The organism is Rhodococcus sp. NKCM2511 (assembly GCF_014905595.1).
GTDB classification, from domain to species: Bacteria; Actinomycetota; Actinomycetes; order Mycobacteriales; family Mycobacteriaceae; genus Rhodococcoides; species Rhodococcoides fascians.
The window spans coordinates 2,111,640-2,126,504 of record NZ_BNHJ02000001.1 but is presented as its reverse complement, the minus strand read 5'-3'; the positions used below and the strand labels follow the sequence as shown (position 1 = coordinate 2,126,504).

The 14,865-nt window shown below is 65.7% G+C and carries 12 protein-coding genes; 3 read left to right on the top strand and 9 right to left on the bottom strand.

Annotated features, from left to right (window positions below; translation table 11 throughout):
- Positions 1–2 precede the first annotated feature (2 nt).
- A complete protein-coding gene (locus tag JLZ96_RS09675) occupies positions 3–389 on the bottom strand; it encodes a hypothetical protein (RefSeq protein WP_032366898.1) in 387 nt (128 codons plus the stop codon).
- A gap of 90 nt (positions 390–479) precedes the next feature.
- Positions 480–989 carry a low molecular weight phosphatase family protein gene (locus JLZ96_RS09670; protein ID WP_201009949.1) on the bottom strand — a complete coding sequence of 170 codons (510 nt, stop codon included), beginning with the start codon at positions 987–989 and terminating at the stop codon, positions 480–482.
- Positions 990–1,153: 164 nt separating this feature from the next.
- Here JLZ96_RS09670 and JLZ96_RS09665 point away from each other — a divergent pair, with 164 nt between their 5' ends.
- Complete coding sequence (locus JLZ96_RS09665) at positions 1,154–2,548, top strand: Hsp70 family protein (protein WP_052053538.1); 1,395 nt, start codon at positions 1,154–1,156, stop codon at positions 2,546–2,548.
- A 10-nt stretch (positions 2,549–2,558) separates the two neighbouring features.
- On the opposite strand, the gene JLZ96_RS09660 is transcribed toward JLZ96_RS09665, so the two are convergent.
- Positions 2,559–3,497, bottom strand: coding sequence for an endonuclease/exonuclease/phosphatase family protein (locus tag JLZ96_RS09660; protein WP_201009948.1), 939 nt, complete (start codon positions 3,495–3,497; stop codon positions 2,559–2,561).
- Between the two features lie 358 nt (positions 3,498–3,855).
- On the opposite strand from JLZ96_RS09660, the gene JLZ96_RS09655 reads away from it, so the two are divergent.
- Together JLZ96_RS09655 and JLZ96_RS09650 are read left to right on the top strand one after the other, a co-directional pair.
- Positions 3,856–4,860 carry a DUF1839 family protein gene (locus tag JLZ96_RS09655; RefSeq protein ID WP_201009947.1) on the top strand — a complete coding sequence of 335 codons (1,005 nt, stop codon included), beginning with the start codon at positions 3,856–3,858 and terminating at the stop codon, positions 4,858–4,860.
- Positions 4,857–7,274, top strand: coding sequence for a glycoside hydrolase family 2 protein (locus JLZ96_RS09650; protein ID WP_201009946.1), 2,418 nt, complete (start codon positions 4,857–4,859; stop codon positions 7,272–7,274). The genes JLZ96_RS09655 and JLZ96_RS09650 overlap by 4 nt, the downstream gene beginning before the upstream one ends.
- 28 nt (positions 7,275–7,302) lie before the next feature.
- Here JLZ96_RS09650 and JLZ96_RS09645 read toward each other — a convergent pair whose 3' ends face one another.
- From JLZ96_RS09645 to JLZ96_RS09620, 6 genes are all read right to left on the bottom strand, one after another.
- The gene (locus JLZ96_RS09645) at positions 7,303–8,265 is read right to left on the bottom strand and encodes a glycosyltransferase family 2 protein (protein WP_027495624.1); all 963 of its coding nucleotides are present in this window, start codon (positions 8,263–8,265) and stop codon (positions 7,303–7,305) included.
- The gene (locus tag JLZ96_RS09640) at positions 8,262–9,113 is read right to left on the bottom strand and encodes a glycosyltransferase family 2 protein (protein ID WP_037219046.1); all 852 of its coding nucleotides are present in this window, start codon (positions 9,111–9,113) and stop codon (positions 8,262–8,264) included. Before JLZ96_RS09640 ends, JLZ96_RS09645 begins: the two co-directional genes overlap by 4 nt.
- A 238-nt stretch (positions 9,114–9,351) precedes the next feature.
- Entirely contained in the window at positions 9,352–10,917 is a 1,566-nt protein-coding gene (locus JLZ96_RS09635) for a lipopolysaccharide biosynthesis protein (RefSeq protein WP_201009945.1), read from the bottom strand.
- Positions 10,914–12,722, bottom strand: a complete 1,809-nt coding sequence (locus JLZ96_RS09630; protein WP_201009944.1) for an alpha/beta hydrolase — start codon at positions 12,720–12,722, stop codon at positions 10,914–10,916. Before JLZ96_RS09630 ends, JLZ96_RS09635 begins: the two co-directional genes overlap by 4 nt.
- Before the next feature lie 46 nt (positions 12,723–12,768).
- A complete protein-coding gene (locus JLZ96_RS09625) occupies positions 12,769–13,707 on the bottom strand; it encodes an amino acid--[acyl-carrier-protein] ligase (protein WP_374758030.1) in 939 nt (312 codons plus the stop codon).
- Positions 13,704–14,861, bottom strand: a complete 1,158-nt coding sequence (locus tag JLZ96_RS09620; RefSeq protein WP_201009942.1) for an acyl-CoA dehydrogenase family protein — start codon at positions 14,859–14,861, stop codon at positions 13,704–13,706. The genes JLZ96_RS09625 and JLZ96_RS09620 overlap by 4 nt, the downstream gene beginning before the upstream one ends.
- Positions 14,862–14,865 lie beyond the last annotated feature (4 nt).

Here is a 14,865-nt window from a genome sequence, read left to right as displayed (position 1 = left end):
ATCTACCGGCCCGACTCGGTGGTCGTGGGCTCGTCGGTCGTCGGCTCGTCGGTCGAGTCCTCGTCGGTGGTGGTCGTGGTAGTTCGGTCCGACCGCTTGGTGGTTGTTCGGGGCGTCCGCGTCGTCGTCTGAGGCCGCTCCGGCGTCGTCGTCGGCGGCTTGGCGGTGGTGGGCACCGCGACCTGCCAGGTGGGAGACGGCGGAACCACGACGATCGCGGACGTCGGTGACGCCTGGACCGAACTGAGGGAGTCCGACTTCAGCGCAGGCGGCCTGACGTCCTGGCTCGAATCGTCGAACGCGCCGCCGAGGGCACCGATGACCAGACCCACGGTGACGGCTACTCCGGCACTCGCCACTGCTGCCAACGCGATGACCTTGTCGCGCATGAACAGACCCTAACGCCGTGGCCGCACCCGGGTGGTCGGCAATGATGCGAGAACGTTACCGCAGCGTGCGAATTCGTGGTGGGTCGAAGGTTACGGCTGCGCCAGGCGGAGAACATTCGGCAACGATGCTGCGATCAGCTCGCCGGCTTCCTCGTACACGGACGGGTCGCGGCGGTACGGGTCGCCGATATCCAGCGTCTCGACGCTGTGGACGGCCCGCGCGTCGGCGAGGGCAGCAACCGATCGTGCGCCCGACGCCGCGGCCAGGCTCGACGCCTCGAGCAAGGTGAAGGTGCGACGCATGTGCCTCGGCGACAGTGCGAGCACGGCGTCGCGATGCGACGCGGTCATCGTCAGAACGAGTTCGGCGTCGGCGGTGATCGCCGGAGTGAGGCGTCGAGCCACGAAGCCCTCGGGATCGCCGCCGAGTTGTGACACCACCAACGCTGCCGTCGGGTCCATCGCGTGCCCGGTCAGTCCCCGTGTCCCGGCACTGCTGGCGGTCAGCTCGAATTCGCCCTCACGGGCGAAGGCGACCGCAAGGCGCTCGGCAGTCGGAGATCGGCAGATGTTGCCGGTGCAGACGAATAGAACTCGCATGCCGCAACTGTAGTGGTGTGGCTGGGTGCCCCAGGGGGCACCTGAACGCACCACTGCGGCGCAGCCGCACCGACGCGCTACAGTGATCAATTGGGGGGATCGAGACTGGTTCGTGACATGAAGTCTCGGCGTGTGTTGACGGGGAAATCGACAAGAGGCAGGTAATGACCGAAGTTCTCGGTGTGTCGGTGGGGGCCAGCGCGGTGCGCATGGCTCGACCCGACCTGCGCCCTCAGGATTCGGGACGCCTCGACTTCCACCACGACACCGTCGACGCCTACTGGGACCGGGCCGAGGAACTGGCCGCCGAGTCCATCGGCGTGGTGCTCTCACAACCGGGCAACGGCGGCCCAGTGCAGGCAACCGGCGTGGCGTATCGCGACCAGCAGCAGTTCGGTGAGATCCAGCAGGCCATGGCCGGTCAGCGGCTGTACAACTACCGACTCGTTCCCGAAGCTCGGGCTGCGCTGCAGTACCTCGAAGCGTCGGGCGAGCTGGGGCATTTCGGAACCATCGCGTTGTACGACCTGGGCAGTTCGGGTCTGACGATCAGCGTGATCGACCGCGGTACAGGCCAAGTTCTGCTGGCAGAACGCACCATCGACATCAGCGGCGACGACTTCGATCGCCTGATCGCCGACAACCAGTTGGCCAAGCAGGGCGTCGACATTGCCGACAACCAAGAACTGAGCGCGTTCACCGCGCGGTGCCGGGTCGCCAAGGAACAATTGTCGACGAGCGGCGCAGTATGTCTTCCGGGCGACGGTGGCGTCATCCTGATCTCCCGCGAGGCATTCGAATCACTGGTGACCGTCCCGATCGAGTACTCCGCTCGCCTGGTTCGTGACGTCATCGGGCGTTCACCCAAGCATGTCGACGCGCTGTTCCTGATCGGCGGCGGCGCCCGAATACCGCTGGTCGGAGCGATACTCGATGCCTGGGTCGGGTTACCCGTCGTCACTCCGGCAGACCCCGAATCGGTTGCGGCCCGTGGAGCGGCACTGCTCGCCACACCGGTCGTCGAGGCTCCGCACCAGCCGGTTCCCCAACCGAATGCGCAGTCCAACCCCCAGTCGAATCCGCAGTCGGGCGGGCGACAGCCCGCGGCCGACCCGGCGTCGCTGACCGGTGCACCCGATTGGTTGACTCCGGAACCCCACTCCGACAAGCCTGCGGATTCGAAGCGCAAGGTGCGCGGTGCCGTGCTGGTCGCGGGTGGTCTCGTCGCGGTCGCCGCCCTCGGCCTGTCTCTCGGATACGGGGGTGGGTCGCCGGCCCCGACCAGTGCACCGGCAGATTCACCGGTACCGATCACCGCAGGTCCCACGACAACCCGGGTCACCCCGACGCCGACGACGCCACCGCCGACCACAACGCCGCCGCCCACGTCCGAGCCCGTTCAGGCTCCGGCTCAGACGTATTCCGAGCCCGAGTACGTGCCGCCCGCGGCGCCGGCTCCTGCGCCTGCCCCGGCACCGCTGATTCCCGGTCTGCCGCAGATCCAGCTTCCACAGATTCAGCTGCCGCCGCCTCCGGTCATTCAGCTTCCGCGCTTCTAGCCGGGAATCGTCACGGCAACTGCACCGTTGCGAGCACCGCCAGATGATCGCTCTCCGGGATCGGTAACGGCTGCACCGACCGGGCGCGGACGCTGTCACTGGTCACGACATGGTCCAACCGCGCCAACGGACGTTCGGACGGGAAGGTGCGGAACAGTCCTGCCCCCGCAGCGTCGGCCGCATCGGAGAACGGAGCCGATGCCAACCTGCGGAATTGCCGGTGATCGTTGGTGGCATTGAAGTCGCCGGCGACGATGGCAATGTTGTCGTAGGTATCCATGATGGCCCGCATCCTGGCCAGGTCTGCGTCCCACTGGGTGGTGTGGCGCGGCGTCGCGGGAGACATCGAGTGGAACGAGACGAGGGTCAGCGAAGTGCCGTCGACGACGGTGTTCGCCTGCACCGGTACGAAGCCGAAGTCGTCCAGTCGGGTGCCGTCGGTCAAGGGTGTTCGGCTCCACAATCCGGTGCCGTCGGCCACGGGCAGTGCGGCGGTGAAGGAGAACGGCAGCAGGTCGTCCAGACCGGCACCCCTCAGGTCGGTCACTTCCTCGGGCGTGAGTTCCTGGACGGCGAGCACGTCGACGTCGTGATCACGGACCGCGTCGACGATTGCGCCGGCATCGGCGTCCCCGTGCGCCACGTTGACCGTCAACACGGACAGGTCCGGTCCGGAGTTGTCCGGCCCGTCGGCCAGGAACATCGGCACCTGGACGCCCACGACGGCGACGGTGACGACGGCTGCGACCGCCGATCCGATACGTGAGCGGGCGGCGGCGAAGAGCAGAAGCGCCGCGACGGTGGCGACTCCGAGGTACGGAGTTCCGACCACCAAAGCAACGAAAGTGATCTCGGTCACGCCGACCTGTCGGACGGCAAACATTCCGATAGCTACGGCGAGGAGGCACCACCCCACGACCAGCGCTGCGCTGCGAACGAAACGGCGCATTGCGCTCGTGCCTCCTCGTGTCCGCCCGAGATGGGCATGGATGTTGCAGGTGTTGTCTACACTCGGCATGTGCCCAGCTCAGAGCGGATATGCAAGTGTCGACACGAACAAGCTGCGCATCAGCATTACCGCCGCGGAACCAACTGTTCGTTGTGTGATTGCCCGCGTTTTCGGGTTCCTGTTGTGCAGACGCTCAAACGGTGGATCAGTAAGTAGCAATTGCGTCGGAAACAATCCTACCGCCGGATCGGAAGCGTAGAACAAACCGATTCGCTACGATGAGTAGCCTGGATGCAGGCAATATGGACAAATGCGGCTCGGGGACCGTCCGACATTGTTCCGGTAGGAGAGGCGCGTCATGTCGAACGATGCAGTGCTGGAGAGGCTCGGTACCGGCCTCCGGGTTCTCGAACTCGACCCCATCAGCTACCGGCCTCATCCCATCCACAACCACGACCGCATCTGGACCGAGACCAACTGCTACGTCGATCTGTGGATCGAGGTACTGCACTCGCTCGGTGCCGATCCCACCCCGGCGCTCGCATTCGTGCTCAGCGCCGGCTGTGACGGACGGCAGTGGGACTTCGTGAAAATTCTGCCCGAGGATCTGCGCGCGCTCTACGGCATCGGCGTGGCCGAGATGAACGTATGGCGACCCGTTCTCGAGCACGTCGTCGAAGGGCTGCTCGACGGCACTCACGTCACGGTGGAGGTCGACGGTTTCTGGCTTCCCGACACCGCAGGCACCAGCTACCGGAATCAGCACACCAAGACCACCATCGTGCCGAATCTCGTCAACCGAGACGACAGGGTGATGGGCTACTTCCACAACCGGGGTTACTTCGAGCTGACCGGGGCGGACTTCGACGGGGTGTTCAATCTCGCGCCCGAGCCTCACGCCGAGGTGTTGCTGCCGTACGTCGAACAGGTTCGAGTCGACGCGGGAGTGCTCGACGCGGGGGTCGGTGACCGCGACCTCGACGTCGCCCGGGCACATCTGTCCAGAAGGGCACCGGGCAATCCCGTCGATGCCCTCGCTCGGCGCATCGTGGCCGACATCCCGCTCGTCCAGACGTCCGGGCCCGACGCCTTTCATCTGTGGTCGTTCGGATTGCTCCGGCAATTCGGTGCCACCGCGGAGCTTGCCGCCAACTACGTGCAGTACCTCGAGACCCGCGGGATACGCGGAGCCGGCGACGCGGCGCAGCATTTCCTCGACGCCGCGTCCGGCGCGAAGGCCGTGCAGTTCCGGATGGCGCGAGCAGCGCGTGGCCGCGCCGTGGTGCTCGACGAACCGCTGAACGACATGAGCAAGAACTGGGCGGCAGCGATGGATATCGTCGTGGGTGCATTGAGCGCGTGATCGATCTGCTCGACGGCGTGCCGTGGCGGCTGGCCCGAACCGACGCCGGATCCATCCTCGACCCCGCTGATCTGCCTGCCGACCTCGAGTGGCTCGACGCCGTCGTGCCCGGCACGGTGGCGAGCGCGCTCGGTGACACCGATTGTGCTCCGGACGAACACGATTGGTGGTACGCGACCACAGTCCCGACCGGCGAATACCCCGAGGTGCGGCTGACCGTCGGCGGAATCGCGACTCGGGCCCAGATCTGGGTGGACGGTGTACATCGGCGAACGGTCACGTCCATGTTCGTGCCCGAGACTGTCGATCTGACCGGTTGCGGGCCGACCGTCACCATTGCAGTTCATATCGAATCCCTTGCCGCACATTTGAAGACCCGACGGCCACGTGGTCGGTGGCGGTCCTCGATGATCGCTGCGCAGGGTCTGCGGCACGAGCGTACGACGATGCTGGGCCGGGCACCGGTGTACGGGCCCGTGCCTGTTCCGGTGGGTCCGTGGCGGCCGGTGTCGATGGTGCCGATGTCGAGCCCTCGTGGCGTCGGTCTGTCGACGACGGTCCGCGGCACCGACGGTATCGTCACGGTCCGCGCCGAGCTGGATTCCCCGTCGTCGACGCGAATCCTGATCGGGGACAGCGTGTTCGAGCTCGGAACGGTCGACCGTATCGATACGACTCTGACGCTGCCGGACGTCGAGCTGTGGTGGCCGCACACGCACGGACGGCCCAGGACCTACCGCGTGGCGTTGGATGTGAACGGGGTGGAATACCCGTTGGGCGACATCGGCTTTCGCATCGTCGTACTCGATCGCTCCGGAGGCGGCGCGCAGTTGGTGGTCAACGGTAGCCCGATCTTCTGTCGCGGTGGTACGTGGACTCCACTCGATCCGGTGCGACTGTGGTCGTCGGAGCAGGACCTGCGTGCAGCGTTGGTGCAGCTGCAGTCGGCGGGCGTGAACATGGTGCGCGTGGTCGGCACGCTGGTGTACGAGCAGGCCGAATTCTGGTCCCTGTGCGCAGAACTCGGCATCATGGTGTGGCAGGACGTCATGTTGGGAACCGTCGACCCGCCCACCGACGAGGTGTACACGGCGGCGGTCACCGGAGAGCTGCACGCGTTCGCGGACATCGTCTGCGCCAATCCGGCGCTGATGGTCGTCAGCGGCGGAAGCGAAACGCAGCAGCAACCGACGATGCTGGGGCTCGCGGCCGAGGATCAGCGAATGGACATGCTGGACACCATCGTTCCTGATTTCCTCGCCGATCGTCTGCCGGACGTCGCCTACGTGACGTCGTCTCCGTCCAGCTCGACCGGCGAATTGCACACCCACGTGGGCGACGGTATCGCCCATTACTTCGGGGTGGGCGGCTACCTGCGGCCACTGTCCGATATTCGTACCGCGGGTGTGAGATTCGCTGCGGAATGCCTGGCCTTCTCCGTTCCTCCCGAACGTGCGCAGGTCGACAGGTTCTTCGGATCTGCTGCGGTGGCAGGGCACCACCCCGAGTGGAAATCCGCGGTCCCCCGCGATCGCGGTTCGTCGTGGGATTTCGAGGACGTCCGCGATCATTACGTACGCACTGTCTTCGGCGTCGACCCGCACCTGATTCGGCGGGACGACGCCGAGCTCTACCTGGACTACGGCAGGGCGGTGATCGTCGAGGCTTTCGAGGAAGCGTTCGGTCGGTGGCGGCGGGCGTCTTCCGGATGTGCGGGCGCGCTCGTGCTGACGTTACGAGACACCGTGCCCGGTGCCGGGTGGGGTATCACCGACGCCACCGGTGCACCGAAGGCACCGTTCTACGCGCTCGCGAGGGCCGGCTCACCGACCGCAGTGCTGTTGTGCGACAACGGTCTCGACGGCTATTCGGTGGAGCTCGTCAACGACGGCTCGGCCCGATCGGGCACACTGCGCGTGGCACTGCACACCGCGCGCGGCGTGCAACAGTTCGAGCGGGCGGTATCGGTCGACTCGAACGGCTCGACCGAACTGACGGTGGACTCCCTCGTGGGGTCGTTCACCGATGCCAACCACGCCTACCGTTTCGGGAGTCGGACGTACTCGGCGATCACAGTGGTGTTCGCGGGCGACGACGGAGTCGAGATAGCGCGGAACACTGCGCTCGTCGGGGCGCAGAGTCGGCAGAACACCGTTGGCCTGAGCGCGAGTGTCGTCGATACCGGAGCCGGGACGTGGGAGCTCACAGTGTCCTCGGAGTGGGCAGCGCAGTACGTCTGCGTCGATGTCGACGGCTTCGACACGTCCGATTCATGGTTCCATCTCGCGCCGAACGAACCGCGCACCATCACACTCGTCAACCGAGGCACCGGGAAGCCCAGGGGACACGTTCGGGCCTTGAATTCCGTCGAACGGGCGTCGGTGGCACCGAGGGTCGTGAGTGGAAGTTCGTAGTGGGCTACGAAGTTCCGTGCACGTGCCGCTAGCGGCTCACACTGAATTTGCCTCGGACATAACCGACTCCCGCGGCCCCGACGCTGGCCACCACAGCCATCGCGCCCCACGCCCGCGCCGGGTTGCCGCGAGCAGCTGCGCTCGTCTCACGGCCGACGGCACGCGGGAGAACCTTGGCGGTGTACGCACGCTCGGACGACAGTGCGTCGCCCGCACCGATCAGGCGCGCGATCGCTGCCTTGGACACACCCTCGGCGTAGCTGCGGGTGATCAGGTAGCGGGGTCGCGTCCGATCGGCACTGACGGTGTGATCGACGACGATCGAGGGATCGAACACGATCTGCGCGTCGGGATGCGTCTGGCGCAGGCGAATACACAGTTCCGTCTCCTCGCACCCGAGCGGAACGCGTCCGATCCGGCCGATTCCGGAGACGAAGCCGCCGAGTTCGACGACGGGCGCGCGGCGGAAAGACATGTTCGCGCCCATGAGATTACGGACCTGAGCGGTTTCCGTCGGCTGCCCGCGGTAGGTGCACCCGACGACCCAATCGAGTTCGCCGGGTTCACCCACTACCTCGGCCGGTAAGAAGGCCGGACGCTTGTCCGGCCATACCGGGTATGCAGAGCCCCCAACGGCGTACACGGCATCATCCGAGTAATGGGACAGAATGGCGTCGAGCCATTCGGTCGTGCGTGGGGACGCGTCGTCGTCCAAGAAGACGACGATGTCACCCGTGGCGAGGTCGAGGGAGGTGTTCCGTGCCCCCGACAGTCCTCGTGGGTGGCTGTTCTCGACCACGTTCACGGTGTCGCTCAGCGGCAGGAATTCCGCTCGAGCGCGCTCGGCCAACTGCTGATTGTGGTCGACGACGAGAATCAGCTCGTCGGCAGCGACGCTCTGATCGAGAACGGCACGCACGGCAGTGCACAGTTCGGACCATCGAGCCAACGTGTACGCGCAGATGACGACCGAGGAAGTCGGCAGACTCACGCCGTTCTCTCGCGGAGCTCGATGACCTCGCCGAACGACTCCATGACCTCGAACTCGAGGTCCATGTCGGTGCGGGCATCGATCGACTCACGCGACGGACGAGCGATGTGCTTGCGGGAGATTCTGCGGGCGCGCATGCGCTCGGTCATCAAGGTGCGCAGCACCCGGAAGCCGTCGGAGAAGGTGCGTAGGTTGCTCTGGCCGTAGATGCGCGCCAGCTCGACACTCGGCACTTCTTCGATCCGTACGGACGCCTCGGCGAAGCGGCAGTTGATGATGGTCTCGATCTCGAATCCGTCACCCCACAGCATCATTCCCTCGCTGCCCGGCTGATCGACCACGGGCAGATCCAGGACCGGCACCAGGTCTCGCCAGAATGCGTTGTAGCCGTAGCAGAGATCCGAGAAGCGGGTGCCGAAGAGCGTGTTGGCCACCAGGTGCAGACCACCGTTGCCGGCGCGGCGCAGCGGCGTGATGTCGTGGCTGCCGCCGCCCTCGCAGAACCGGCTGCCCTTGGCGAAGTCGGCACCGGCGATCAGGGCATCGACGAACCGGGGGATCTCGGCCGCGTCGGCAGAGCCGTCCGCGTCGAACATGACGATGATGTCGCCGGTGGCGGCTTCGAAGCCGCAGGCGAGTGCGTTGCCCTTACCCTTGCGGGTCTGGCGGATGACGCGGATGTCGCTGCGAATCTCGCGTGCGGCATCGATGGTTCCGTCGATGGATCCGCCGTCGACCAGAACGAGCTCGTATTCGTGGGACAGCAACGGGAGGACATGGCGAAGGTTCGCAGCCTCGTTGAGAGTCGGGATGACGACACTGACGCGGGGATTCTGACGATTCAACATATCCATTCCAGATGTTCGAGTTCGGTGGGCACTAGCTGATCGAGCTACTGCAGCTGTATCTGACCGATGCGACACGACCCCCGCCGAGTTCGCACGTAGGTTTCGGCGGGATTGATCTACCCGTCGAACCCACTGTCTTTTCCTGACTAGAAGCTTAAAAGAAGCCATGAGATTGTCAAGCTGCATATAAACGTACTCGAAGAATGTTTGCGGTGCCAGCTAACAAGAGTGATGTCGCTTACGCTCGTACGCGCTGCTCACGACCCGTCGCCTGCGACGTGGATTCGTCGCGCGGATCGAGAGCCGGCGCGGCATGCTCAGCGCCGGACAGGTCCCCGATCCACCTGATCAGGGGCACCAACAGAACCACGGCACCGAAGGCTTCGGCCGCCAGATAAGACCAGCCGATGCCCGCGATGCCCAAGCTCGGGGACAACGTCAACGACCCGGTGACGATGATGATGGTGGCCGCGATCTGGACGAGCACCGCAAGCCGCATACGACGACGGACCCTCGCCAGACCGTCGTACAGGGCCCCGACGACGGACAGCGGGATGGTCACGGCAGCGAGATGGACGATGATGGTCCCGTTCTCGCGGTAGTCGGGGCCGACGATACCGAGTCCGAACGGTGCGACGACCGCCAGAAAGAACGATCCGCCCACGGCGACGATGCACAGCAGGCCGATGAAGCGTTTGGCGAGCTTGGAGAACTGTTCGGGATGTGCAGCCGCCTCCGCCACGAAGGGGCCGACCAGTACCCCGATCAACACGTAGATGGCGCTCACGATGGACCAGGTGAGCGAGAAGTAGGCATTCTGTTCGGCACCGAGCGTGCTCACCACGATGATCGGGATCATCAGGGGTGCCAAGGTTCCCAGGGCAGTGATGCCGTACGCCGACCCGAAGTACGACCACAGCTCTTTACGGGGCGGCAGGTTCGGTGTGAGCTGGTAACGCGGATCGGTGCCGAGCTTCTTCCCGAACGCGCGGAACAGCACTATCGCCGCGATGGCCGCTGGTACCGCCCACGCCGCGATGATGGTGAAACTGCGGCCGGTTTCGTACGTGACGGCCAGGACCGCCAACTTCACGACCGCGTGGAAGACGTTCTTGGCCGCCGCCCACCGCGCGAAGCCCAGCCCGGACGACGTCTGATCCTGCAGCGCGAACACGGCCAGTACGCCGACGAAAATCGGGAACGTCGCGATCTCGGTCGTGGTGGTGAACAACTCGTCCACCGGTGCCACGACCAAGAACGCGCACCCCAGGACCAGCGCCAGCGACAGCACGGCGGCGTAGCCGCGAAGCACATAGGACTTGGCCTTCACGCCCGCGGTCGGCAGGAACCGCTCGTACATCGAGCCGAGGCTCAGGTTGGACAGCGTCGCGATCATCACCGCCGACGCGATCACCGCCGATGCACTGCCGACTTCTTCGACGGGGAACAGCCGGCCCGCCACGGCCCAGAAGGCCAGACCGAGCGCGCCGGTGGCAATGGTGGAGAACATCATCGCGAACGAGTTCAGTGCGAGATTGCGGCCGGCGGGCTTGGAGCCTGCAACCGCCGTGCCCGACGCCTCGGCCGCGGTGAACATCGGGTCCCCGTCGGGGATCGAATCGGCCGCAGACAGCTGTCCGGGGGGTTGCGACGCCGCGACCGCGAACTCGGGCGGCACCGCGTGAAAAGGCACGGTGCGGCTGTTGAAGCCCATGTCCCATCGGACCTGCTCGACGGGGTAGTAGGTGATCTTGTCGAGTCGGCCGTGATCGGGCGGGGGTACCCGGCGAGCGCGATGTTTCACAACGGCTTCCAGTTCACCTTCACAGGTGGGTCCTGCGGTTCGACGTGGACTCCGAGCGCAGCACCGATCGTCTGCAGCATCTCGGCCCTGACCGTGTCGCGAACATCGCGTCCGAAGAGGGTGTGATCTCCGTCCGTGAACGCCTTCACCACGGGTGGGTGCTCGGGCTCGGCCCGGCGGCGCAACCGATGCAGGCTCTCGGGGCCGCGGTTGTCGAGGAACCACTGCTTGTCGTCCGGGACGAGTAGCACGGACGCGTCGACTCCTTTGCGCTGCAGTTCTCCCAACGAGATTTCGGGAACCTGGATCCAGCCACGACGGCCGAGCGCGAGCCACAGTCGGTACGGCATCCGGGGTTGCGACCAGTTCTTGAAGCGAACGGCGGCCGTGTGTGCGCGGTCGAGTGCGATCGCGGTCAATCCCTGCTTCTGGGCGATCGTGGATCTCTTGGTGAAATCGACACGCCGCGTTGTCCATTCGCGCATATTGATCAGGATTGCGGTGTTCAGGCCCTCGCGGTGGGCGGCGTAACCGGCGTACCACGCACCCGAGCACAGACCTGCCGAGACGATCTTGTCGGGCGCTGTTCCCACGGATCGAACGGCGCACAGTGCGTCGTCGTCGCCGAGTTCGCTGTAGAGCGTGGGTGCGTCGTCGGCACCGACGTCTCCACTCTCTCCGGTACCGCGACGGTCGAAACGGACCGAGGTGATGCCCGCCGTCGCGAGGGTGCGGGCCAACTCGACCCACAGCCGTACCGGTCCGACCCGGTGCTCGTACGCGGTGCCGTACATGACCACGGCAGGACCGCCGGTCGTCGTGGCCACCGCGGTGGTGCGGATGGAGAACAGCTCGTCGTCACCGAGCCGCTCGATGGTTTCGACGACGTCGCCCCGGGGAGTCGAGACCACGGCGGAACGTCGAATCGGAACGGTGACCGGCGTGGTCGTCGACGCGAACGTGGCCTGTACCCAGCGCGCGATCACGTCGATGTCCGGACGCGGAATGACCACGTCCCAGGCGGGTGGTTCGAGGAATGCGTCGTGATTGCGGAGGGTGTGCTCGTCCGCCTGCTGCGCGGACACGAGTCTGCGAACAGGCGTGGCGTCGGCACGTTCACTGCGGGTGGCAACCAGTACCGGGCAGTCGAGCCGTTCCAGCTTCGAGGAATCCAGGGTCGAGAATTCGGCGGCCACTCCGGCATGCAGGACTGCGCCGACGATGGACACTCGCGGGTCCGACTCGTCGTCTCGCGCAACGGTCATCGAATACAGGGCACGCTGTTCCCGAAAATACGAGCGGCCACTGACGACCGGATCCCAGAACACCATTCCCGTCAGAGGACCGCACCGATCCGCCACGGATGCGGCGAGCAGCGAGCCGGCTCGCAGACCCACGACCGCAACATCGCGAACACCGCACTGCCGAACGAAATCGACCGCCGTGACGACGCTGCGTTGCCACTGCTCGACGATGCCGTCGTCGTCCTGTGCACCGGACGAGTCGCCCGTTCCCGGGTAGTCGAAGCGCAGTACGAGCAGGCCTCGAGCGCAGAGGCGCTGAGCCAGGAGGACCAGACCGCGGTACGAGTCGACCTGCTCCTTGCCGAGCGGCGGTGCCAGTACGACGGCACCGCGGGCAACCGATCCCTCGGGAACGTGCACGGCACCGAGCAGCGGCGATGTTGCCGACCCGAACCAGGTCGACTGTCTGCCCGGTACGCCTGCCTCGGTGATCAGCAGCTGTTCCAGCTCGTCGGTACGGTTGTCGGCGGACTCGGATGTCGCCGTATTCGTGGTGTTCACAGCGCGCTCCGATCGCTGGTAGGGATATCGACGTCGGCTACCGACGTCACGAACGAAGCGACCTCGGCCACTTGTCGCGGTCGATACCGTGGGTCCGCAACAGCGCCAGCGCAATACGCTCCATGCCGAAGCCGACGCAGGCACTGTGTGCAGGTTCGCCGTCGGCGGTGCTGATGTCGAAGGTGTGGCCGAAGTGATCGCGATGGCAGTTGCACGAGACCACGGCCGTGCCGTCGTCAAGGTCTCCGTACAGCCGCACGACCAACTCGGTCTTGAGGTTCTCGTTGCGTTGATTGGCCGCGAGCATGCGACCTGCCCGACCGAAGAACGGATCGTTGGCGATCACCGCTTCCGCCTCGAGACCCAGATCGGCCAGTACCTCCAGGCCGCGCTGCACCCACCTCTCCCGGTGGGCGACGGCGTCGTCCGGAGTGCCGACCCGCACGATCTCGTGCATGCGGAAGGCCTGCATGCGAGCAGGGTCGACGGCAGGCTCGTGCCGAAAGCAGTACCCGTAGATGTCGTACGTCGTCCCACCGGACGGGAGTACGGACGGCAACATCGAGTACGACGGGTGACATGCCGCGGACACCAGCATCGTCCCGGCCGACTCGAGGTGATGATCCCAGTCCTTGCCCTCGGACCGATCGGCGAGCAGCGCGGCATGGGCCTTGTTGTCGCCGTCGAACGTGTTGATGGCACCGGTGAGATTGGGGAACGACGCGATGTAGTCGGTCTTCTCGAATGCTTCCCGCGGGAAGACCGGCGGGAATCGGAACCTGGGCACACTCGATCCGTGCTCCGACGCGCTCGCGGCCACGACCCGACGGTCGATCGATTCGATGATGTCCTCGAACTCGCCGGACCGGCCGTACAGACCGAGCACCGACGACGGGATCAGCAGGCCGGCGTCGACGAGCTCTTGCCTGAATTCGCTTCGTGCCGAATCCAGTTCGGAGGTCTTGTCCTGTGTCTGGGTCATCATTTGCCTTTGTAGAGAAGCGCGAGTTGAGAGTTGTGCGCGAGGATGCGTTCGTTGCTGACCATGATCGCCGAGCCGTGCGCGTCGCGGAGGTGCCGTCCGATGCTGAAGTCGCCGTCTTCTCGATACCCGGAGATGCCGCAGATCTGCATCGCCTTTCCGACGATGTCGATGACGAGAGTCGACGCCGTCACCTTGACGTTGTTGATCTTGACGGCGAAACCGATGGAACCGAGCTCCTCGGGGGAATCTGCGATGGCCTCGAACTTCGCCGCTGCGCCGAACACGGTGTCGACGAGTTGTTCGTGGGCCACGAACAACTCGGCCAGCCGCAGGGCGGAGGGAGGAGTGACGCCGGGGCTCTTGCTCGCCGCCTTGCGGACGAACTTGCGGGACTTGGACACGGCTGCGTCGGCGATGCCGAGCCAGGCCGAGGCCCACAGCACATGGGCCACCGGAAGCATTGTCTGCGAGGAAATCTCGCCGTAGTTGTCGCGCAGGATGCTCGAGCGGTCGGCAACGGCGTCGAGCTGGAAACCCGGGCTGCAGGTGCCACGAAACCCGAGAGTGTCCCAGTTGCTGGTGCGTTCGAGAGTGACGTCGGGCTTCTGGCACACCACCAGAACCTGATCGCTCGGCGGGCTGTCCACCGTGCGCCGCGCCGTCGCGAGAACGATCTCGGCGTATTCGCCGTACGAGATCACCGGTGCGGTCTTGGCCAGGTGGATGCGGTCTCCGTCGTACTCGACCGCGCAGCTGCTCGAACGCACGTCGCCGCCGATGTTGATCTCCGTCGTCGCCGACGCGACGAGCGGTTGGTCGGTTGCGATGCGGCGCAGCAACGCGTCGGATGTGGGGGTGCCGCCGTGCCTGACGATGCTCAGGATCTGAGACTGGTGCATGACGAAAATCATTGCTGTCGATGCGCATTCGGCACCGAGGTCGCGTGCGACCCGGGCGAGCTCGGTGAGGGACAGGCCACCGCCGCCGAGCGCCGTCGGTATCGCGGCGGCAAACAGATTTGCCGAGCGCAGCGCGTCGACGGACTCGGCGGGAAACCTGCCCTCACGGTCGACCTCGGCCGCGAACGTGCGGAGGGTCTTGAGGACGTCGGTGAGGGGCAGTTGCGCGGGGCGACTGTCGGACGAGACCGTCATGGTC